The sequence below is a fragment of the Mesorhizobium sp. B2-7-1 genome (assembly GCF_006440735.1).
Taxonomy (GTDB): domain Bacteria; phylum Pseudomonadota; class Alphaproteobacteria; order Rhizobiales; family Rhizobiaceae; genus Mesorhizobium.
This window is the reverse complement of sequence record NZ_VFUA01000115.1, coordinates 1-20,008: the sequence shown is the minus strand read 5'-3', so window position 1 is coordinate 20,008 and position 20,008 is coordinate 1. Positions and strand designations below refer to the sequence as shown.

General features: G+C 64.7%; 17 protein-coding genes and 1 pseudogene. 8 read left to right on the top strand and 10 right to left on the bottom strand.

What is annotated here, in order from left to right; genetic code table 11:
• Positions 1 to 93: 93 nt before the first annotated feature.
• The 5 genes from FJ471_RS29180 to FJ471_RS29160 all read right to left on the bottom strand — a co-directional run bounded on the left by FJ471_RS29180 (position 94) and on the right by FJ471_RS29160 (position 4,954).
• Positions 94 to 1,092 carry an ABC transporter ATP-binding protein gene (locus tag FJ471_RS29180; protein WP_140808469.1) on the bottom strand — a complete coding sequence of 333 codons (999 nt, stop codon included), beginning with the start codon at positions 1,090 to 1,092 and terminating at the stop codon, positions 94 to 96.
• Positions 1,093 to 1,270: 178 nt separating this feature from the next.
• Positions 1,271 to 2,425 (bottom strand): ABC transporter substrate-binding protein, encoded by a 1,155-nt coding sequence (locus tag FJ471_RS29175; RefSeq protein WP_140808467.1) that lies wholly within the window; start codon positions 2,423 to 2,425, stop codon positions 1,271 to 1,273.
• A gap of 343 nt (positions 2,426 to 2,768) precedes the next feature.
• Entirely contained in the window at positions 2,769 to 3,680 is a 912-nt protein-coding gene (locus tag FJ471_RS29170) for a LysR substrate-binding domain-containing protein (protein ID WP_140808465.1), read from the bottom strand.
• 69 nt (positions 3,681 to 3,749) lie between these two features.
• A complete protein-coding gene (locus FJ471_RS29165) occupies positions 3,750 to 4,358 on the bottom strand; it encodes a DedA family protein (protein WP_140808463.1) in 609 nt (202 codons plus the stop codon).
• A complete protein-coding gene (locus tag FJ471_RS29160) occupies positions 4,355 to 4,954 on the bottom strand; it encodes a methyltransferase domain-containing protein (RefSeq protein ID WP_140808459.1) in 600 nt (199 codons plus the stop codon). Before FJ471_RS29160 ends, FJ471_RS29165 begins: the two co-directional genes overlap by 4 nt.
• 215 nt (positions 4,955 to 5,169) lie before the next feature.
• Between FJ471_RS29160 and FJ471_RS29155 the strand changes: the two genes are divergently transcribed.
• From FJ471_RS29155 to FJ471_RS29140, 4 genes are all read left to right on the top strand, one after another.
• Positions 5,170 to 5,844, top strand: coding sequence for a response regulator transcription factor (locus FJ471_RS29155; RefSeq protein ID WP_140808457.1), 675 nt, complete (start codon positions 5,170 to 5,172; stop codon positions 5,842 to 5,844).
• Positions 5,841 to 7,193: a HAMP domain-containing sensor histidine kinase gene (locus FJ471_RS29150; protein ID WP_140808455.1), complete on the top strand. Its 1,353-nt coding sequence runs from the start codon at positions 5,841 to 5,843 to the stop codon at positions 7,191 to 7,193. The genes FJ471_RS29155 and FJ471_RS29150 overlap by 4 nt, the downstream gene beginning before the upstream one ends.
• A gap of 69 nt (positions 7,194 to 7,262) precedes the next feature.
• Positions 7,263 to 7,712 (top strand): Rrf2 family transcriptional regulator, encoded by a 450-nt coding sequence (locus tag FJ471_RS29145; protein ID WP_140808453.1) that lies wholly within the window; start codon positions 7,263 to 7,265, stop codon positions 7,710 to 7,712.
• Positions 7,702 to 8,598, top strand: coding sequence for an NAD(P)/FAD-dependent oxidoreductase (locus FJ471_RS29140; protein ID WP_140808451.1), 897 nt, complete (start codon positions 7,702 to 7,704; stop codon positions 8,596 to 8,598). Before FJ471_RS29145 ends, FJ471_RS29140 begins: the two co-directional genes overlap by 11 nt.
• 23 nt (positions 8,599 to 8,621) lie before the next feature.
• Here the strand turns inward: FJ471_RS29140 and FJ471_RS29135 are convergent, their stop codons facing one another.
• Complete coding sequence (locus FJ471_RS29135) at positions 8,622 to 9,386, bottom strand: DeoR/GlpR family DNA-binding transcription regulator (protein ID WP_140808449.1); 765 nt, start codon at positions 9,384 to 9,386, stop codon at positions 8,622 to 8,624.
• Positions 9,387 to 9,774: 388 nt separating this feature from the next.
• Here FJ471_RS29135 and FJ471_RS29130 point away from each other — a divergent pair, with 388 nt between their 5' ends.
• Both FJ471_RS29130 and FJ471_RS29125 read left to right on the top strand, forming a co-directional pair.
• Complete coding sequence (locus tag FJ471_RS29130; RefSeq protein WP_140808447.1) at positions 9,775 to 10,659, top strand: phosphotransferase family protein; 885 nt, start codon at positions 9,775 to 9,777, stop codon at positions 10,657 to 10,659.
• Positions 10,656 to 13,109 carry an FAD-dependent oxidoreductase gene (locus FJ471_RS29125; RefSeq protein WP_140808445.1) on the top strand — a complete coding sequence of 818 codons (2,454 nt, stop codon included), beginning with the start codon at positions 10,656 to 10,658 and terminating at the stop codon, positions 13,107 to 13,109. Before FJ471_RS29130 ends, FJ471_RS29125 begins: the two co-directional genes overlap by 4 nt.
• Before the next feature lie 14 nt (positions 13,110 to 13,123).
• On the opposite strand, the gene FJ471_RS29120 is transcribed toward FJ471_RS29125, so the two are convergent.
• Positions 13,124 to 13,756 (bottom strand): class I SAM-dependent methyltransferase, encoded by a 633-nt coding sequence (locus tag FJ471_RS29120; RefSeq protein ID WP_140808443.1) that lies wholly within the window; start codon positions 13,754 to 13,756, stop codon positions 13,124 to 13,126.
• 101 nt (positions 13,757 to 13,857) lie between these two features.
• Here FJ471_RS29120 and FJ471_RS29115 point away from each other — a divergent pair, with 101 nt between their 5' ends.
• A complete protein-coding gene (locus tag FJ471_RS29115) occupies positions 13,858 to 14,757 on the top strand; it encodes a phosphotransferase family protein (protein ID WP_140808441.1) in 900 nt (299 codons plus the stop codon).
• A 15-nt stretch (positions 14,758 to 14,772) separates the two neighbouring features.
• Here the strand turns inward: FJ471_RS29115 and FJ471_RS29110 are convergent.
• The 3 genes and pseudogenes from FJ471_RS29110 to FJ471_RS29100 form a co-directional block, all read right to left on the bottom strand.
• Positions 14,773 to 15,245: pseudogene (locus FJ471_RS29110) on the bottom strand (DUF805 domain-containing protein).
• Between the two features lie 168 nt (positions 15,246 to 15,413).
• Positions 15,414 to 16,337, bottom strand: coding sequence for a DMT family transporter (locus tag FJ471_RS29105; protein WP_140808439.1), 924 nt, complete (start codon positions 16,335 to 16,337; stop codon positions 15,414 to 15,416).
• A 368-nt stretch (positions 16,338 to 16,705) separates the two neighbouring features.
• A complete protein-coding gene (locus FJ471_RS29100) occupies positions 16,706 to 17,986 on the bottom strand; it encodes an amidohydrolase family protein (RefSeq protein ID WP_140808437.1) in 1,281 nt (426 codons plus the stop codon).
• A 179-nt stretch (positions 17,987 to 18,165) separates the two neighbouring features.
• On the opposite strand from FJ471_RS29100, the gene FJ471_RS29095 reads away from it, so the two are divergent.
• Complete coding sequence (locus FJ471_RS29095) at positions 18,166 to 19,920, top strand: ABC transporter ATP-binding protein (protein ID WP_140808435.1); 1,755 nt, start codon at positions 18,166 to 18,168, stop codon at positions 19,918 to 19,920.
• Positions 19,921 to 20,008: the final 88 nt, after the last annotated feature.

The following is a 20,008-nucleotide window of genomic DNA, read 5'->3' as shown; positions in this document are numbered from 1 at the left end:
GGCAGAATTGGCGAGGCCGAGAAACTGCTGATCTCCCCCCTTGAGGGGGAGATGTCCGGCAGGACAGAGAGGGGGGCCTCGCGCAAACCTTCATCATGCCGGCTCGTCCATCAGATGCAGGCTGTCGCGGTTGAAGGTGAGCATCACCGCCTCGCCTTCCGCCGGCAGCGCCGTTCCCGCCGGCACCACGGCATGCAGCCTCAACCCGTCGGCATCGAGCGCCAGCCTCGTCGTGGCGCCGAGATAGTTTGTCCCGACCAGACGCGCGGCAACGCCGTCGCCGCCGGTCGCGCTGGAGACGCGGATCGACTCCGGGCGCAGACTCCCCCAACGATGCTGGCCGGAATAGCGCTGGACGAAATCCGGCGGCAGCACGTTGGAGGAGCCGACGAAATCGGCGACGAAGCGGGTGTTCGGGCGCTGGTAGATATCTTCCGGCGTGCCGACCTGCATGATCTTGCCGTCGTTGAAGACGGCGACACGGTCGGCCATGGAAAGCGCCTCGCCCTGGTCATGGGTGACGAAGACGAAGGTGATGCCGAGCGCCTTCTGCAGCGACTTCAATTCCTCCTGCATGTTCTCGCGCAGCTTGAGGTCGAGCGCACCGAGCGGCTCGTCGAGCAAGAGCACCTTGGGCTGATTGACCAGCGCCCGGGCGAGCGCGACGCGCTGGCGCTGGCCGCCGGAGAGCTGGCCGGGGCGGCGCGCGCCGTAGCTCGGCAGACGCACCAGCGACAGCGCTGCCTCCGCCGCCTTCAGGCGCTCGGCCTTGCCTACGCCCTTGACCATCAGGCCGTAGGCGACGTTGTCGAGCACGTTCAGATGCGGGAACAGCGCATAGTCCTGGAAGACGGTGTTGACGTTGCGGCGGTAGGGCGGAACGCCTTCGGCGCGCTCGCCGAAGATCGAGATCGAACCTGTCGTCGGCTGCTCGAAGCCGGCGATCAGCCGCAGGCACGTCGTCTTGCCGGACCCGGACGGCCCGAGCATGGCGAAGAACTCGCCAGGCACGATCTCCAGATCGACCGCGTCGACCGCGCGCACGCTGCCGAAATGGCGCGAGACTTGTTTGAAGGAAACGGCAGAGGTCATGGGCCCTGTCAGTTCAGTTGCCGGTTAAACGAAGGCGAGTTCGCACGACGCCCCACCTCCCCCTCGATGGGGAAGGTCGCGGCGAAGCCGCGGGTGGGGGTGGTTAGCGCCAAAGGTCAGCGCTGCCCCCACCCCGACGCTGTGCGTCGACCCTCCCCGCAAGGAGAGGTCAAGGAGATCACCGGCCGCCGATGACGCCGATATAATCCGACACCCAGCGGTAGTAAGGCACGCACTGGTCGTTCTGGCTGGCGCATTTCGACACCGGCGTCTTCCAGAACTTGATCTTGTCGAAATTCTCGTAGCCGTTGGTCTTGCAGCCTTCCTCGCCGAGCAGCTCGTTGCCCTTGCAGGCGGCGGGCACGACCGGCAGCGAGCCGAACCAGGCCGAGACGTCGCCCTGGACCTTCGGCGACAAGGAATGCTCAAGCCACATATAGGCGCAGTTCGGATGGGCGGCGTCGGCTTCCATCATGGTGGTGTCGGCCCAACCGGTGACTCCTTCCTCCGGCACGGTCGAGGCGACCGGCTTCTTGGCGGCGACCAGCGTATTGACCTGATAGGGCCAGGAGCCGGAAGCGACCACGCCCTCGTTCTGGAAGTCGTCGACCTGGATCGCGGCGTCATGCCAGTAGCGGCCGACCAGCGTGCGCTGCGTGCGCAGGAGATCGAGCGACGCCTTGTACTGGTCCTCGTTGAGCTCGTAGGGGTCCTTGATGCCGAGTTCCGGCTTGTGGAACATCAGGTAGTTGGCGGCATCGGCGATGTGGATCGGGCCGTCATAGGCCTGGACGCGGCCCTTGTTCGACTTGCCGTCGGGCAGCTTCATTTCCTCGAAGACGACGTTCCAGCTCTTGGGCGCTTCCTTGAAGACATCGGTGTTGTACATCAGGATGTTCGGGCCCCACTGGTAGGGAACGCCGTAGTGCACCTTGTCGACGGTGAACCAGGGCGCGTCCTTCAGCCGGTCGTCGACCGTCTTCCAACTCGGGATGAGATCGGTGTTGATCGGCTGCACGCGCTTGCCGGCGACGAGGCGCAGCGAAGCATCGCCCGAAGCGGTGACCAGGTCGAAGCCACCCTCGTTCATCAGCGAGACCATCTCGTCCGAGGTGTTGGCGGTCTTGACGTTGACCTTGCAGCCGCTTTCCTTCTCGAAAGCCGTGACCCAGTCGTAACCCTTGTCGGTCTCGCCGCGCTCGATATAGCCCGGCCAGGCAACGATGTTGACCTCGCCCTCGCCCTTGCCGAGTTCCTTGACCTGGGCAATGGCCTGACTGGAAAAAGTCAGCGCGACAGTCAGCGCCGTGCACGACTTCAGGAATGCATTCATCGTCGATCTCCCATTTTGGCGCATGACCCCGAAAACCAGTTCGGTTTTCGGAAAGGATCATGCGCAAACTACAAAGGGTCGGAGCTTCATGCTCCGACGGCAGCGCTCTCAGGGCGCGGCTTTGTTCCCTGAGCGAAAGGTGCTGTGAAAATTCCGGTTTCGCAAATTCATTTATCAGAAAGCCGATATCGGTTTTACCGATAGTTCTTTTGAGCGCAATTCCGGACGGAAGGCTACGGCGAAGCCGCCGAACCCAACCGCTTCACACTTTTCCTGGAATTGCTCTTATTTGACGCAATTCCGGATGGAAAACCGCTTCACACTTTTCCTGGAATTGCTCTGGTCACGGCCGTTGACGGACCATCCGCTGCGACTGCGCGAGGCCGATGAAGTCGCGCGCGGCCTGCGGCAGGCCGGAGCCGCGGCGCCAGACCGTGCCGACCTGGACCACCGGCAACGAGCCGGAAACGTCGCGCGATTCGATGCGGTCGCCTTCCAGCGACCAGGGCCGGTAGACGAGGTCGGGCAACAGCGCCACGCCGGCGCCGGTGGCGACAAGGCTGCGCACCGCTTCCACCGATCGCGTGCGGAAGGCGACATGCGGCCGCGCGCCGATCGCCGACAGCAGCTTGCCGGTGTTCTCCTCGATCTCGTCGACGGTAAGCATGATCAGCGGCTCGGACGCGATGTCGCCGATCGAGATGATGTCGGCGCTGGCGAGCCTGTGGCTGAGCGGGATCCACAGCCGGTAGGCCGAGACTTCGAGGATTTCCGACTGCAGCGCGGTGCGGTCGCGCAGGTTGGACGTCACCATGACGGCGATGTCGAGCTTGCCGCCAACCAGAAGGTGCTCGAGATAGTCGCCATTGTCCTCGATGGCCGAGACTTCGACGCCGGGATAGGCGCGGCGGTAGCGGGCTAGCAGGTCGGACAGCACATAGCCGGCGACCAGCGAGGTGACGCCGAGTTGCAGGCGCCCGCCCGCGGCGGCCTGCTCGCCGGAAAAGGAACGGCGCGCGTCCGAGACATCGGCCAGGATCTTGGTCGCGTGGCGGAGAAACTGGTGGCCCTTGTGGGTGATGTTCAAGCCACGCGGATGGCGCTCGAAGAGCTCGACGCCGAGGTCGCTCTCCAATTCCTTGATCGCCTCGGTGACCGAGGATTGGGAAATCGACAGGTTCTGCGCCGCACCCGAGACGGTGCCCTGCTCGGCGACGGCGACGAAGAACTGCAACTGGCGGATGGTGAAAGCCATGGCCGGACTAAACACCGGCGCGCACGGGAAGGAAAGCGGGCGCGGCCGGCTTGTTCGCCCCGGCAACTTCTAGCCCCTTGCGGATCCGACGCGGCGCCGGTGGGAGCGCAGCGCGATGAGGAACGCGACTTCCAGCGCGAGCACGATGGCCATGATGCGAAACGCCACCGTGGGCAGATCGTGGACGCTGCCACGCATCGCATAGCCGGCAAGAAGAAAGCCGGCGTTCCACAGCATCGCGCCAAGCAAGGTGGCCAAGGCAAAGGGCAAGGCCGGCAGGCGCAACGCGCCGGCGGCGATCGGCAGATAGTTTCGCACCGTGGGCACGAACTGCGCCAGGAGCGAGGCCCGCATGTGGTTGCGGCGGTAGGCGTCGCAGAAACACAGATAGGTTTCTTGGCGCAGGAAGACGTAGCGACTGAAGCGCCGGACCAGGGCGTCGGCGCGCCCCTGCCCGAGCCGGGCGCCCACAGCGAACCAGAACAGGCAACCGGCCGTCGAAGCCAATGTCGTCATCGCCAGCAGGGCGCCGAGCGCCGCCAGATCAGCCGCCCTGGTCATGCCGAGAAAGAGCAGCAGCACATGCGACGGCGGCGCAGGAAGGATCTTTTCAGTGAAGGCGAGACATGCCGCGCCAAACAGGCCAAGCCCCAGGACCGCCGACAGGACATCGCTCATGCGAAGCGCCAGTCATAGGTGCCGAGGCTCTTGATCCTGGAAACGCGATAAACCGTCGCCGGCGGAAAGTTGCGCAAGGTGCCGCCGATGCGGACTGCCTCGAGGTCGAGCCTGTCGAGGACCGACTGCTCGAAAGGGCACCGGCGGCCAAAGGTAAACTGGTAGAGTGCCGCGCCCGGCCGAAGACTGGCAAAGACGCCTTCCAGGATCGCGGATGATTTGCGCGGCGATATCAGGCGAAACGGCAATCCGCTGACCGCCGCGCCGACAACCGGGCCATCGAAGAGCGGCAGATGGCGCAGGCCGACCGCATCCATCTCGACGATGCGCGCCGCCGGGAAACGGCGGCTGAGCAACGAAGCGAAATCCGGATCGGACTCGACCAGGGTCAGGTCGCTTTCGCGGACGCCGCGCTGCAGCAAGGCGCGCGTGAAGGGGCCGGTGCCCGGCCCGAGTTCCAGCACCGGACCCGTGTCGGGACCGATCTCGCGCGTCATCAGCGCCGCGAGGCTCGGACTGGAGGGCGTCACCGAACCCATGCGGAACGGCGCCAGCGTCCAGGCCATCAGGAAGGACAAAGCATCACTTGCAGGCATGTTGACCTCATTGCTTGCGCGGGCGATTCGAACCTGCCCGGCATTCGACGAGGCGCTGTTTGCGGGGTGCGGATTGCATGGACATTGCGCATGGCGTGGCCTCACGAAAGAAAGGCTCGCGCCGTCGCCAGGAAACTGGCGCCATGTTTGCGCAATCTTGGCGCGATAGTCGGCCGGCAAGGAATTGTAAGAGGTGGGATTGGAAGAGGTTTTGAATGCGTATCCTGCTGGTCGAGGACGAGCCGGAAATGGTTTCGGCGCTGCGGGCGGCGCTGAGGCGGCACGACATGGTGGTCGACCATGCCGGCTCGCTGCTGGAAGCGGGAGGGTTCATCGCGGTCGACAGCTATGACGCGATCCTGCTCGACCGGCAGTTGCCGGACGGCGACGGGCTGACGCTGGTGCCGAAGCTTCGCGCCGCCAAGAACACGACGCCGGTGCTGATGCTGACGGCCCGAGGCGACATCGCCGACAAGGTCGACGGGCTCGACATGGGCGCCGACGACTATCTGGCCAAGCCCTTCGCCTTCGAGGAGCTGCTGGCGCGGCTGAGGGCATTGCTGAGGCGACCGGCGGCGATCGCGACGCAGACGATCCGCGCCGGCCATCTTTCGCTCGATGTCGGCCATCGCGAAGCCTCGATCCGCGGCGAGCCGCTTACCCTGCCGCGCCGCGAGCTGCTGGTGCTGGAAGCGTTGATGCGGCGTACCGGCCGCATGGTGCAGCGAGAAGCCCTGATGGAAGCCGTCTTCGGGCTCGACGACGAGATCCAGTCCAACGCGCTCGACACCCATGTCTCGCGGCTGCGCCGCAAGCTTGCCGACGCCGACGGCGGGGTCGTCATCAACGGCATCCGCGGCGTCGGCTACCTGCTGCGCGAGACGACATGAACCTTCGCCGGCCGCGCTCGCTGAAATGGAGCCTGGTGCTGCGCATCGCCATCCTGCAATGCGTGATGCTGACGCTCATCATCGTCGTCATCATCGGCGCAATGCTCGCCACCGGCCTCATTCCGCACGACTATGAGGACGGCACGATGGACGTGCTGGCGGATGCGGTGACGCGCGACGCCAATGGCGCGCTGGTGCTGAAGGAAAACTCCGACCTGACCAAGCTGCGGTCGGAGGTCCCGGACCTCTGGTTCATCATCCGCGACAAGCAAGGGCACCGGCTTCGGGAAGGGACGGTGCCGGTCGCCTACCAACCCTTCGTGGGACTGCTGGACAATATCAGCGATGCCCGCATCGACCTGGCCATCGGCGAAGCTGCACCGCCGGGCGGCAAGATCCGCTGGACCGACACTGCAGCCGGCAATGTCCAGATCATGTGCGGCACCAAGGGCGGGCTGTCGCTGCTGCGCGTTCTCGGGCAGGCGCCCGAACTCTTCCTGCAGGGGATTTTGCCGCTGGCCGGGCTGATGGCGCTGGCGACGCTGTTCGTCACTCCCTGGGTGGTGCGCGGCGCGCTTTCCAGCCTGGGGCGTGCGGCGACCGCGGCCGGCCAGATCGACATCGACAAGCGCGGCGTGCAACTGCCGCTGGACGGCGTGCCCAAGGAAGTCACGCCGCTGGTCGACGCGGTCAACGCGGCATTGTCGCGGCTCGACGCCGGTTACGCGCGGCACAAGCGCTTCCTGACCGATGCCGCGCATGAGCTCAGAACGCCGGTCGCCATCCTCAACACGCGGCTCGCCGCGCTGCCGGCAACGCCGGAGCGGGCGCGGCTTCTGCAGGACGCCGCACGGCTGTCGACGCTTGCCGACCAGTTGCTCGACCTGCAGCGGCTCGACCGCCAGGCTGAGCATTTCGGGCCGGTCGACCTGGTCCTTCTTGCCCGCAACGTCGTGGTCGACCTCGCGCCGATGGCCTTCGCCGCCGGCTATGAGATGGCGTTCGAGCCGGCCAAAGAGACGCTCGTGGTGCGCGGCGATCGCACCGCGATCGAACGCGCCGTGACCAATCTCGTCCAGAACGCGATCGACCATGGCGGCAAGGCCGGCCGGATCACCATCAGCGTAATCACGCCCGCGGTGATCGAAGTGCTGGATGAAGGCGACGGCGTGCCGACCTCCGAACGCGAACGCATCTTCGAGCCGTTCTACCGGTTGCATCCGCAGGATCATGGCGCCGGACTCGGCCTCAACCTTGTCCGCGACCTGATGCAGCTGCATGGCGGCCAGATCGAGGTGCTTGACGGTAAGGCCGGCGGCGCCTGTTTCCGGATGATTTTCCCGGCCTGACATCCGTTCGATTGCCATGGCAATCGGTGAGGATTTGACATCGGCATTATTCGTAACTAACTAAGTTACATGAAACGCAACAGCCGGCTGTCCTCGACCCTGCACATCCTCGTCCATATGGCCGACGCGCCCGACCGGGCGCTAACCTCCGAACAGCTTGCCGGCTTCATCCACACCAATCCGGTGGTCGTGCGCCGCACCATCGCCGGGCTGCGCGAGGCCGGCATCGTCACCTCGTCGCGCGGCCATGGCGGCGGCTGGCAGCTCGGCCGCGCGCCGGACAAGATCTCGCTCGCCGAGATCAGCGCCGCGCTCGGCGAGACGCTTTTGCCGTTCAGCACCGAGTCGGAAAGCCCTGGATGCCTGGTCGAGCAGGCGGTGATCGCCGTGCTCGACGATTTTCGCCTGGAGGCGGAAAGACTGCTCACCGAGCGGCTCAGCCATATCACGCTGGCCGACCTGACGGCCGACTTCCGCCGCCGTTATGACCTGATTGGAGTATCCAGCCATGCAGTATGATGTGATCGTCGTCGGCGGCAGCTTTGCCGGCCTGTCCGCCGCCATGTATGCGGCGCGGGGCCGACGCAAGGTGCTGGTTATCGATGCCGGACAGCCGCGGAATCGCTTCGCCGAGCACTCGCATGGCTTCTTCGGTCAGGACGGGCGGGCGCCGTCGGACATTCTCGACGAGGCCCGGGCGCAGTTGCTTGCCTATCCCACCGTCACGGTGATCGACAGCCGCGCCGAGCGGGCCGCCCTTGCCGGCGCCGGCTTCGAGATCGAGATGGACAATGGCGAGGGTTTCGGCGCGACGCGGCTGGTGCTCGCCACCGGCGTCCGCGATATCCTGCCGGACGTCCCCGGATTGGCCGGGCAGTGGGGCAAGACGGTGCTGCATTGCCCCTATTGCCACGGTTACGAGGTGGCTGGCGGGCCGCTCGGCGTGCTGGCGACCGGACCGATGTCGCTGCATCAGGCCGAGCTGATCTCCGACTGGGGCGACGTCACGCTGTTCGCCAACGGCTTGTTCGAACCGGATGCGGACCAGGCGCGAGCCTTGGAGAAGCGCAATATCCGCTTCGAGCCGGACAAGGTGAGCGAAGTGCGGGAAGACGGCGCCGGCGGCCTGGTCGTCAGGCTCGATGGTGATCGCCGCGCAAGCGTGCGGGCGCTGTTCACCGCGCCGCGCAATGTGATGGCAAGCCCGCTCGCCCAGCAGCTTGGCTGCGCCTTCAACGAAGGCCCGCTTGGCCAGGCAATCGTCGTGGACGACAAGCAGCAGACATCGGTGCCCGGCGTCTTCGCGGCCGGAGACGCCGCGCGGATGATGCACAACATCGCCTTCGCGGTGTCCGGCGGCGCGATGGCCGGGGTTGCGGCGCATCAGTCCCTGGTGTTCGGCTAGCTTGCTTCCTGTTCCCCGGGGGATCAGGCCGTCGCAATGGTCAAGCGCGCGCCGGCCTGGCTCAGCGCGGCGGCGACGTCACGCGGCGGCGGCTGGTCGGTGGCAAGCTCGGAAAAGCCGTCGAAGCCGCAGACCCTGACCAGGCCCTGGCGACCGAACTTGGTGTGGTCGGTGATGACCAAAGAGCGCTGGCCGCGCGACAGCACCATGCGGGCGAATTCCGCCTCGTCCAGATCATAGTCGGTCAAGCCGGCGACGGCGTCGACCGCACCGATCGAGATCACCGCGTGATCGACCGAGAAGCGGCTGACGAACTCGATCGCCGAAATCCCGAACGCCGCGCCTGAATCGCTGCGCAGCTCGCCACCGGCCATATAGACCTTGTTGCCGTTCACCGTCGCCAGCGTGCGGGCAATGTCGGAGGAATTGGTGACCACCGTCAGCCGGCGATGCGCCAGCAGCTCGCGCGCCAGGAAGGACGTGGTCGTGCCGGTATCGAGCATGATCGCCTCGCCATCGCGGATCGTGGCCGCGACCATCCTGGCGATCAGGCGCTTGGCTTCGGCATTCTCGCGCATGCGCCGCTCGAATGGCGCCTCGCCCACCATCGAGGCAAGGCCCACGGCGCCATGCATCTTCAGCACCGACCCGTCATCGGCGAGCGGCTTGACGTCGCGCCGCACCGTTTCCAGCGACACGCCGAGACGTTCGGCGAGGCTCGCTATGGTGACCGTGCCTTCCTCGTGGAGGATGCGCAGGATTTCGCCATGCCGTTTCGAATGGATCATGTGGATGTCCGGGATTTTGACCGAATTTAAGGCTTTGACAACGCTTTGAAAGGAGTTGCTTATATTTTCGGGCAAAACACCCAAAAAAGGTCACAGCTTTTGATTGACAGTTCTGCCACCACGGCATGAGAGTGGTTGCAAGTGACAGGCTCGGAACTGCTAACGGGAGGGTGATGGCAGAGCCGCAACCTAGTGACCAGATCGTCTGGAGACAGCCAGACGCGGGCTTTTATCGAATCCGCGGGGGCGGATGCCGGGATACTAAACCTGGCCAAGGGGCTCGTCGGTGCGGTGCGGGATACCGATCCTGGCGTCTCGCACCGACGAGGCTTTTTCGTTTTCTCTCATCACTGTTTTCCGGAGGACCGGCTTTGGCCGGAGCAGAACCGTGAGGGCCGAAGACCGCATCCGCGCCCTGCCGTGCTGGAACGGCGGCATCGAGATCGAGCCGCTGCCGGGCGGCCTCAGCAACGCCAATTTTGTCGTCACGGATGCGGCCGGGCGGCATGTCGTGCGCTTCGGCCAGGATTTCCCCTTCCACCATGTCTTTCGCGAGCGCGAGGTGATGACGGCGCGAGCCGCGTATGCGGCGGGCTTCGCACCGGCCGTACACTATTCCGAGCCCGGCATCCTAGTGACGGCGTTTCTGGGAGCGAAGACCTTTCTCGGCGAGGACGTGCGCGCCAATCTCGGCCGCGTGGCGGCGCTGCTGCGCGGCTTCCATCGCGAGATGCCTAACCACGTCTCAGGTGCCGGCTTCATGTTCTGGGTGTTCCACGTCATCCGCGACTATGCGCGCACGCTGGACGAAGGCGGCAGCCGCAAGAAGGACCAGCTGCCGCGCTACCTGGCGCTGGCGGACGAGCTCGAGCGGGCGCAGAAGCTTTTGCCGATCGTCTTCGGCCATAACGATCTTTTGCCGGCGAATATCCTCGACGACGGCCAGCGCCTGTGGCTGATCGACTTCGAATATGCCGGCTTCAACACGGCGATGTTCGACCTCGCCGGCGCGGCCTCCAATGCCGGGATGAGCAACGACGAATCCTTCGCCTTCATGACCGCCTATTTCATGAAGGAGCCGGACAACGAAATCCGCCGCTCGCACGCCGCCATGCAATGCGCCTCCCTGCTGCGCGAGGCGATGTGGAGCATGGTGTCGGAGCTTTATCTCGACGCGCCCGGCATCGACTACGTCGCCTACACCGAGGAGAACCTCGTGCGGCTCGACGCGGCGCTTGAGAACTACCGGACGAAATACGGGACCAAGTCATGACCTTGCCCAGCCATGCCGGGATCGTCGTCATCGGCGGCGGCATCATCGGCTGTTCCACTGCCTATCATCTGGCGCGCGACCACCGGGCGGACGTGGTGCTGCTCGAGCAAGGCAAGCTGACATCGGGCTCGACCTGGCACGCCGCTGGCCTGGTCGGACAGTTGCGCTCCTCGGCCTCGATCACGCGCGTGCTCAAATATTCGGTCGAGCTCTACAAGGGGCTGGAGGCCGAAACCGGCCTCGCGACCGGCTGGAAGATGACCGGCTGTTTGCGGCTGGCGACGAATGCCGACCGCTGGACCGAGTTCAAGCGGCTGGCGACGACGGCCAAAAGCTTCGGCATGGACATGCAATTGCTGTCGCCGGCCGAAGTGAAGCGCATGTGGCCGCTGATGGAGACCGGCGACCTGGTCGGCGCCTCGTGGCTGCCGACCGACGGGCAGGCCAGCCCCTCCGACATCGCCCAGTCGCTCGCCAAGGGCGCGCGCATGCATGGCGCGAAACTGTTCGAGGACGTGCGCGTCACCGGCTTCACGATGAAGGACGGCCGCATCACCGCGGTGAAGACCTCAAAAGGCGACATTGCCTGCGACAAGGTGGTGAACTGCGCCGGGCAGTGGGCAAGGCAGGTCGGCGCGATGGCCGGCATCAGCGTGCCGCTGCAGCCGGTCAAGCACCAGTACATCATCACCGAGAAGATCGAGGGGCTCGCCAACGACGCGCCGACGATCCGCGACCCCGACCGCCGCACCTATTTCAAGGAGGAGGTCGGCGGGCTGGTGATGGGCGGCTATGAGCCCGACCCACAGGCCTGGGCAACCGGACTTTCCGGCGGCGACGTTCCCAACGACTGGGAATTCCGCCTGTTCGACGACGACTACGATCACTTTGAGCAGCACATGACCCAGGCGATCGCGCGCGTGCCGGCGCTTGGCCTCGTCGGCGTCAAGCAGATGATCAACGGATCGGAAAGTTTCACGCCGGACGGCAACTTCATCCTCGGCGTCGCGCCCGAATGCTCCAACATGTTCGTCGGCGCCGGCTTCAACGCCTTCGGCATCGCCTCGGGCGGCGGCGCCGGCTGGGTACTGGCGCAATGGGTGGTCGACGGCGAGGCGCCGCTCGACCTTTGGGTCGTCGACATAAGGCGCTTCTCAAGCCTGCATCGCGACCGCGACTGGGTCCGCGACCGCACCCTGGAAGCCTATGGCAAGCACTACACGATCGGCTTCCCGCATGAAGAATATCTGACGGGACGGCCGCGCATCGTTTCGCCGCTCTATGAGCGGCTGAAGGCGCACCGCGCCGTGTTCGGCTCCAAGCTTGGCTGGGAACGGCCTAACTGGTTCGCGCCGGATGAGGCGGCCGCCGAGGACGTCTATTCGATGGGCCGCCAGAACTGGTTCGGCCCGGTCGGCGACGAGCACCGCCATGTGCGCGAGAAAGTCGGCATCTTCGACCAGTCCTCCTTCGCCAAGTACGAGCTGACCGGCGCCGACGCGCTGAAGGCGCTCGACTGGATCTGCGCCAACGACGTCAACAAGCCGGTCGGTCGGCTGACCTACACGCAGCTTCTCAACACGCGTGGCGGCATCGAGGCCGACCTCACCGTGTCGCGGCTCGGCGAGGACCGGTTCTACATCGTCACCGGCACCGGCTTCCGCACGCATGACCTGTCGTGGATAAGCGACCATATCGGCTCGGGCCTGGACGCGCGGCTGACGGACGTCACGGAGGAGTACGGCACGCTGTCGCTGATGGGGCCGCGCGCCCGCGACGTGCTGGCGGCGGTGACGGAGGCCGACGTCTCCAACGCCGGCTTCCCCTTCGGCCATGCGCGCGAGATCGCGATTGCCGGCCATAGCGTGAAGGCGCTGCGCGTCACCTATGTCGGCGAGCTCGGCTGGGAGCTGCATGTGCCGATCGACGCCACCGGCGAGGTTTTCGACGCGCTGATGACGGCGGGCAAAGCGCATGGCATTCGCCCGGTCGGCTACCGGGCGCTGGAATCGCTCAGGCTGGAGAAAGGCTACCGGGCCTGGGGCTCCGACATCACGCCGAACGACACGCCGCCGGAGGCGGGGCTGGGCTGGGCGGTGAAGCTTCGCAAGAACACCGATTTCGTCGGGCGCAGGGCGCTGGAGAAAGCAGCCGGCAAGCCACCGACGAAACGCTTTGCCGGCTTCACCGTGGACGACCCGGAGATCGTGCTGGTCGGGCGCGAGACGATCCTGCGCAATGGCGAGCCGGTCGGCTACCTCACCAGCGGCGGCTATGGCTATACGGTGGAGAAGAACATCGGCTACGGCTATGTGCGCAACGCCGACGGCGTCGGCGACGAGTTCCTCGCCTCAGGCGATTATGAGCTTGTCGTGGCGATGGAACGCACGCCGGCTAGGATCCATCTCGAGCCGATGTATGACCTGGCCGGGGCGAAGCTAAAGGCCTGATCACGGAGAGCGGGTCAGCTGACGCGCAGCACCAGGCCCCTGCTCGGCACTGTGTCACCCTCGCCCGGCATCGAAGCGTATGGCCGTGTCTCTTCGAGGCGGGTTACGGTGCCTTCGGCCTCAAGCTCGAGGATGCGCTCGGCAAAGCCGGTCTGCCAAAGCGTGTTCTTGACCGTCAGCACGATGACGCCGCCGGGACGGCAGATGCGGATCAACTCGTCCAGTCCCTCGACCCCGACATGGCCGGAGGTGAAGACGCCTGCCGAAATAATGCCGGCATAGGCGCCGTCGGCGAAGGGCAGAGTGTCACCCATCGCCAGGCGATGCAGCGCCATGTAGACGCCCTTGGCGCCTGCCTTGTCCAGCATGCCTTGTGAGATATCGAGCGCCTCGACCCTGGGATAGCCGGTGATGGCCAGCCATTCGCCGATCAGACCGGTGCCGGCGCCGGCGTCGAGTAAGGGTTCAGCGCCGCGCGGCAGGTGCCGGGCGAGCAGCGCCAGGCAGATCGTCGGATGGCGATAGCCGGCCGCCGACATGTCGGTGTCGTAGGTGTCCGCCCAGCTGTCATAGATCGCGGCCACTTCCTCCGGCCGCTTCGCGGCGTAGGCCGCGCTTAGCGAGCCGCTGTGCTTGCCGTCCGTCATTGTCGCCCCTCAAAGCCGATTCATGTGCGAAGGATCATAGCCAAGCCGCCAAAACTGTGGAACCGTCCAAGCTAGAACAATGGCGTGAAGGGGGACACGACATGACCGATGAGCTGCGCGCGGCGCTGGCGGCCATTCCGGTGCTGTCAGGCTATGACGGACCGCTGGAGCGTTTGGGCGGCCTCACCAACATGGTCTACAGGGCCGGCGAAGCGTGTCTGCGCGTTCCCGGCAAGGGCACGCAGGAATATATCAACCGCGCCAACGAGGCGGTTGCGGCGCGCGAGGCGGCCAAAGCCGGTGTCAGTCCCGAAGTGCTTTATGCCGATCCGGCGTCCGGCCTGATGGCGACGCGTTTTATCGCTGGCGTCGAGACGATGTCGCCCGAAAAATTCAAGGCGCGGCCGGGCAGCCCGGCGCGGGCCGGCCAGGCCTTTCGCAAGCTCCACTCTTCCGGCGCGGTCTTTCCCTTCCGCTTCGAGCTGTTCGCGATGATCGACGACTATCTCAAGGTGTTGTCGACCAAGGACGTGGCGCTGCCCGCCGGCTATCACGACGTGGTGCGCGAGGCAGGCGCGGTGCGCGCGGCGCTTGCCGCGCACGCCATCCCACTCGCCGCCTGCCATTGCGACCCGCTGTGCGAAAACTTCCTCGATACCGGCGAGCGGATGTGGATCGTCGACTGGGAATATTCCGGGATGAACGATCCGCTCTGGGATCTCGGCGACCTCTCGGTGGAGGGCAAGTTCGATGCGGACCAGGACGAGGAACTGATGCGCGCCTATTTCGGCGGCGAAGCGATGCCGGCGGAGCGCGGCCGCGTCGTCATCTATAAGGCGATGTGCGACCTGCTCTGGACGCTCTGGGGGCTGATCCAGCTCGCCAACGACAATCCGGTCGACGATTTCCGCGCCTATGCCGACGGCCGCTTCGCCCGCTGCAAGGCGCTGATGGAGACATCGGAATTCTCCCGCCATTTGGCGGCTGTGCGCCTGGGCTAGAGCAATCCAAGCGTTCTACCTGAAAACCCTCTGTATCTCATTCAACGACCCTGTTTCGTCGGACTTTTTGCAGTACCAGATGAGCAGCGCGATGGTGCCGATGGGGAACAATCCCGCAAGCAGCTGATGCCAACCGCTTCTGTTGATGTCGTGCAGCCGGCGCGTGGTCATGGCAAGTGTCGGCAAAAGGATGGCAAGATTCCAGATCGATGAAATAAGTTTGTTTCCGACGATGGCATCGACCACGATCATGATGACGCCGACAATGATAATGAACAGATAGGCATACCAGAACTCAGAGCGGCTGCCCTGCCGGAAAAGTTCACGTAGTTTCGGAAAAAGCTTGAAATCGCCTCACCAATGTCCATCGACGGCGATGTGTCTCCGAAACGATTGACGCCGGCTGGCGGCGCCCTCAAGACAAAAAACAATGGCAAGCCGATCAGGATCAGAACTATAAGCCAATGCCATATAGAGAAACTACCCATCATTTCCCCCCAAGTAACCCGATTTCCAGGCCGTAAATATACTGCCTGTCCCGCCGGAATCAATCTCAGATTGTACCCTGTAGGCGATTTGCACCGGAAAATACTTTCCAGACGGGAGGCTACGGCGAGTCGCCGAGTCTGACCGCTAACACTTTTCCTGGAATTGCTTCAGTTCACGCCCTTCGGCACGTTCTCGGGCGGCACCTCGGTCTCCACCACCTTCTGGCGATGGAAGATGAACATGCCGGCAAGCACGACGATCGCCGCGCCGATCAATATACGCGGCCCCGGGACATCGCCGAAGAACACCAGGCCGAAGACCACGGCCCACAGAAGCAGCGTGTAATGCAGCGGCGCCAGCGTCGAGGCCGGCGCCAGCTTCAGCGCCCTTGTGATCATCAGATGCGCTGCGCAGGAGACGACGCCGAGCAAAAGCATGGCGCCGAAATCAAGCCCCGACGGCGTGCGCCAGGCGCCGATGGTGAGAAGGCCGCCGACAATCAGCGTGCCGATGGTCTGCCAGGTGACCAAGGTGGTGTCGCTGGTGCCGCGCAGCAGGCGGCCGAGGATGATGGCGAAGCCGAAGGCGATGCTGCCGACCAGCGCGAAGGCGGAAGACAGCGAGAAGGCCGCCGGGGACGGCTTCAGGATGATCAGCACGCCGCAGAAGCCGACCAGGATCGCCAGCCAACGGCGCCAACCGACCTTTTCGCCGAGCAGGAGGTGCGACAGCGCCGCGACATAGATCGGCCCTGCCATATAGAAGCTCATCACGTCGGCCAGCGGCAAATAGACGACCGCGGCGTAGAAAAGCCCGGTATCAGTCGTGGTGGCCACGACGCGCAGGAACTGCAAGAGCGGCCGGTCCATGTGGAACAGCCTGGCCGTGCCCTGGTTGGCGATCATCGGGCCGAGCACGATGAAGGCGCCGATCGAGCGGATCAGCACCACCTGTCCGACGGAGAAGCTCGCGACCAGCCATTTGCCCATCGCGTCGTTCAGCGCGAACATGAAGTCGCCGGCCAGCATCAAGAGGATGCCGGCGAGCAACATGTTCCTGATCGTGAAATTGCGGGCGATGGTCTGAGCCATGCCGCTCCCTAGCCGCAAGCGGCTGGTTTGACGAGGGAAATCCGTAAGACCAGCGCCGGGAATCGAGGTTGGCCGAAGACCCAAAGCATCATGAACGGTTCGCGATTGACCGGAACGCTCGGGACTTCGTCATTCTATGGCGAAGCAAGGAGCGAAGCGACGCGGCGCAGACCATAGAATCCATGCCGTAACCTCGGAGCGTTGCTGCGGCGCAGAATGACCTTAGTTCTGCACCGCTTTTACTCCTCGCACAACGTCACGGAATGGATCCTCGGGTCTACGCGACGCTGCGCGTCGCTCCGCCCGTGGATGACGAAGTTCGGGCGAAAACGCTATCCTCTCGCTCGCCAAACCGAGAATGCAGAGACCTACGCTGTCTTGTGCCGCCGGTTCACCTGCGCAGGCCGGCCGGCGATCGACAGCCGCGTTTCCTGCCTGGTCCGCTCCGCCACGACCTTGCCCCTGGCGATGACGCAGAGGCGTTCGGGGCGCAGGCGCACGGCCTCGATCGCATTGCCGGCATCGAGCACGACGAGGCTCGCCCGCTTGCCGACCGCAAGGCCAAGATGATCGAGCCCCATGATGGCGGCGTTGACGTTGGTGACCATGTCGAAGCAGCGCGCCATATCGGCCGGGCTCGACATCTGCGCGACATGCAGGCCCATGAAAGCGACGTCGAGCATGTCGGCGGTGCCCAGCGAATACCAGGGGTCGAGCACGCAATCCTGGCCCCAGCCGACACGGATGCCGAGCGCCTGCATCTCCTTGACCCGGGTCAGGCCGCGTCGCTTCGGGAAGGTATCGTGGCGCCCCTGCAGCATGATGTTGATCAGCGGGTTGGGAATCGCCGAAACGCCGGCCTCGGCGATCAGCGGCAACAATTTCGAGACGTAGTAATTGTCCATCGAATGCATGGAGGTGAGGTGCGAGCCGGCCACCCTGCCCTGCAGGCCGAGGCGCTGCGTTTCGTAGGCCAGTTGCTCGATATGGCGCGACAGCGGATCGTCGGTCTCGTCGCAATGCATGTCGACCATCAGGCCGCGTTTGGCGGCGATCTCGCAAAGCTCCGTGACCGAGCGGGCGCCGTCGGCCATGGTGCGCTCGAAATGCGGAATGCCGCCGACGATGTCGACGCCCAGGTCGAGCGCCCGGATGGTGTTCTTGAGCGCCGTCGGGGAGCGGTAGAGGCCGTCCTGCGGAAACGCGACCAGTTGCAGGTCGATATAGGGCGCGACAATTTTCTTGACGTCGAGCAGCGCTTCCACCGCCAGCAGCCGGTCGTCGCAGACATCGACATGGCTGCGGATGGCGAGCAGGCCCATCGAGACGGCCCAGTCGCAATAGGCGAGCGCGCGCTCGCGCACCGCCTCGTGCGTCAGCAGCGGCTTCAGTTCGCCCCACAGCGCGATGCCTTCGAGCAGCGTTCCGGAAGCGTTGATGCGCGGGATGCCGTAGGAGAGCGTGGCATCCATATGGAAATGCGGATCGACGAAGGGCGGGGAGACCAGATTGCCGCGCGCGTCGACCTCGGTCGGCGCGGAGCCCGGCAGTTTCTGCTCGACCGCCCGGATGGTTTCGCCGGCAATGCCGATATCGGCAATTTTGCCGTCCGGCAGCGTGCCGCCGCGCACGATGAGGTCGAAATCCATCTGTCGTCACCCTCTTCCTTAAGAACCGGCAATCATCGTGGCCGAAAAGACAGCCTGGCGCAGCCTTTTCTTTCGCCTGCAGCCGAAAGGTTCCATCGCGCCGCAACTCGCTCTATAAGCCGCCTCTCGCACTCGTGGCGAATCCGAAATTCTTTGCAAGCCAGACATAGGATCGGCCGTTGTTTCGCTTCTTCCGTTCGACGGAAAACCAGCGCCTTATCGCGAGGCTGGTAAGGGAATCCTTCCACGAGCATAAATTCGGCTATGGCGCCGCCATAGCATCGATGCTGGTGGTGGCCGCCATGACCGGCGCCAGCGCCTGGATCCTGCGCGAGATCACCAACGAATTCGTCGTCTTCAAGAGGCTCGACCGCGTCAACCTGATCGCGGCGGGCGTCGCGGGGATCTTCCTGCTCAAAGGTCTCGCCACCTTCGTCCAGGCCTATTTCATGAGCCGCGTCGGCAACGCCATCATCGCCGACCGGCAACGCAAGATCTACGATCGGATCCTGGCGCAAGGCATCGAATTCTACCATTCGACCTCATCGGCCGACCTGATCGCCCGCATGACCAACAATGCGCAGGCCGCGCGCAGCGTGCTCGACCTCGTCGTCACCTCTTACGTGCGCGACCTGGTGACATTGATCGTGCTGGTCGCGGTCATGGTCTGGCAACAGCCGTGGCTGTCGCTGATCTGCTTTGCCGTCGGGCCGGTGGCGATCTATGGCGTCAACCGCATCCTGAAACGTGTGCGCAAGATCGCGTCCATGGAATTCATATCGCTCGGCCAGATCGTGCATGTGATGCAGGAGACGGCGATCGGCGTGCGCGTCGTCAAATCCTTCAACCTCGAAGGCGCGATGCGCAAACGCATGTACAAGGCCGTCTCCGATGTCGAGAACCGCGCCAACAACATCGCGACGCTGGAAGCCGCCACCAGTCCGGTGATGGAAACGCTTGCCGGCATGGCGATCGCCGGGGCGGTCTTTGTCAGCGGGTTCCTGGTGCTGCAGGGCGGGCAGATGCCGGGCAACATCATGGCCTTCATCGCGTCGCTGCTCTTGGCTTATGAGCCGGCAAAGCGTCTGGCCCGCGTTCGCATATCGCTCGAGACCGGCATTGTCGGCGTGCGCATGATGTTCCAGCTCGCCGACCGGCCGCTGACGCTCGCCGAGAAGCCCGGCGCCACGCCGCTGCAGCCCGGTCCGGGCGAAATCCGCTTCGACAATGTCAGCTTCGCCTATCCGGAAAGCTCGCCGGTGTTCGAAGGCCTCAACCTGACGCTCAAGGCCGGCAAGATGACGGCGCTGGTCGGGCCGTCCGGCAGCGGCAAGTCGACGATCCTCAATCTGATCATGCGCATGTACGACCCGCAGACCGGCAAGGTGATGTTCGACGGCCAGGACATCTCATTCGCGACGCTCGATTCGCTCAGGCAGAAGATCGCCTATGTCAGCCAGGACACGTTCCTGTTTGCAGGCACCGTCATGCATAATATCCGCCTCGGCCGCGAGGGTGCGACCGACGAAGAGGTGATCGCCGCCGCCAAGGCCGCCAATGCGCATGAGTTCATCAGCACCATGGCCAAGGGCTATGAGACCGAGGTCGGCGAGAACGGCTCGCTTTTGTCCGGCGGCCAGCGCCAGCGCATCTCGATCGCGCGCGCCATGCTGCGCAATGCCGAGATCCTGCTGCTCGACGAGGCGACCAGCGCGCTCGACGCCGAGTCGGAAGCGCTGTTCCGCGACGCGCTGCAGCAGCTCACCGTCGGGCGTACGACGATCGTCATCGCGCACCGGCTTTCCACCGTGCACCAGGCCGACACGATCGTGGTGCTGGAAAAGGGCAAAGTGCTGGAAAGCGGCCCGCACAAGACCTTGCTCAAGCAGGGCGGGCTCTACCAGAAGCTTTATGAGTATCAGCTGATGCCGTAGCGCCGGCTTTCCCTTCTCCCCTTGTGGGAGAAGGTGTCGCCGAAGGCGACGGATGAGGGGTGTTCCAGGGAACGCCAGCGTCTCACTC

What these genes read in the sequence shown, in the direction of transcription:
- FJ471_RS29120 (WP_140808443.1), bottom strand. Translation starts at nt 13,756, where the DNA reads ATGACGGACGGCAAGCACAGCGGCTCGCTAAGCGCGGCCTACGCCGCG.
- FJ471_RS29160 (WP_140808459.1), bottom strand. Translation starts at nt 4,954, where the DNA reads ATGCCTGCAAGTGATGCTTTGTCCTTCCTGATGGCCTGGACGCTGGCG.
- FJ471_RS29105 (WP_140808439.1), bottom strand. Translation starts at nt 16,337, where the DNA reads ATGGCTCAGACCATCGCCCGCAATTTCACGATCAGGAACATGTTGCTC.
- FJ471_RS29140 (WP_140808451.1), top strand. Translation starts at nt 7,702, where the DNA reads ATGCAGTATGATGTGATCGTCGTCGGCGGCAGCTTTGCCGGCCTGTCC.
- FJ471_RS29180 (WP_140808469.1), bottom strand. Translation starts at nt 1,092, where the DNA reads ATGACCTCTGCCGTTTCCTTCAAACAAGTCTCGCGCCATTTCGGCAGC.
- FJ471_RS29145 (WP_140808453.1), top strand. Translation starts at nt 7,263, where the DNA reads ATGAAACGCAACAGCCGGCTGTCCTCGACCCTGCACATCCTCGTCCAT.
- FJ471_RS29165 (WP_140808463.1), bottom strand. Translation starts at nt 4,358, where the DNA reads ATGAGCGATGTCCTGTCGGCGGTCCTGGGGCTTGGCCTGTTTGGCGCG.
- FJ471_RS29155 (WP_140808457.1), top strand. Translation starts at nt 5,170, where the DNA reads ATGCGTATCCTGCTGGTCGAGGACGAGCCGGAAATGGTTTCGGCGCTG.
- FJ471_RS29175 (WP_140808467.1), bottom strand. Translation starts at nt 2,425, where the DNA reads ATGAATGCATTCCTGAAGTCGTGCACGGCGCTGACTGTCGCGCTGACT.
- FJ471_RS29115 (WP_140808441.1), top strand. Translation starts at nt 13,858, where the DNA reads ATGACCGATGAGCTGCGCGCGGCGCTGGCGGCCATTCCGGTGCTGTCA.
- FJ471_RS29135 (WP_140808449.1), bottom strand. Translation starts at nt 9,386, where the DNA reads ATGATCCATTCGAAACGGCATGGCGAAATCCTGCGCATCCTCCACGAG.
- FJ471_RS29125 (WP_140808445.1), top strand. Translation starts at nt 10,656, where the DNA reads ATGACCTTGCCCAGCCATGCCGGGATCGTCGTCATCGGCGGCGGCATC.
- FJ471_RS29100 (WP_140808437.1), bottom strand. Translation starts at nt 17,986, where the DNA reads ATGGATTTCGACCTCATCGTGCGCGGCGGCACGCTGCCGGACGGCAAA.
- FJ471_RS29150 (WP_140808455.1), top strand. Translation starts at nt 5,841, where the DNA reads ATGAACCTTCGCCGGCCGCGCTCGCTGAAATGGAGCCTGGTGCTGCGC.
- FJ471_RS29170 (WP_140808465.1), bottom strand. Translation starts at nt 3,680, where the DNA reads ATGGCTTTCACCATCCGCCAGTTGCAGTTCTTCGTCGCCGTCGCCGAG.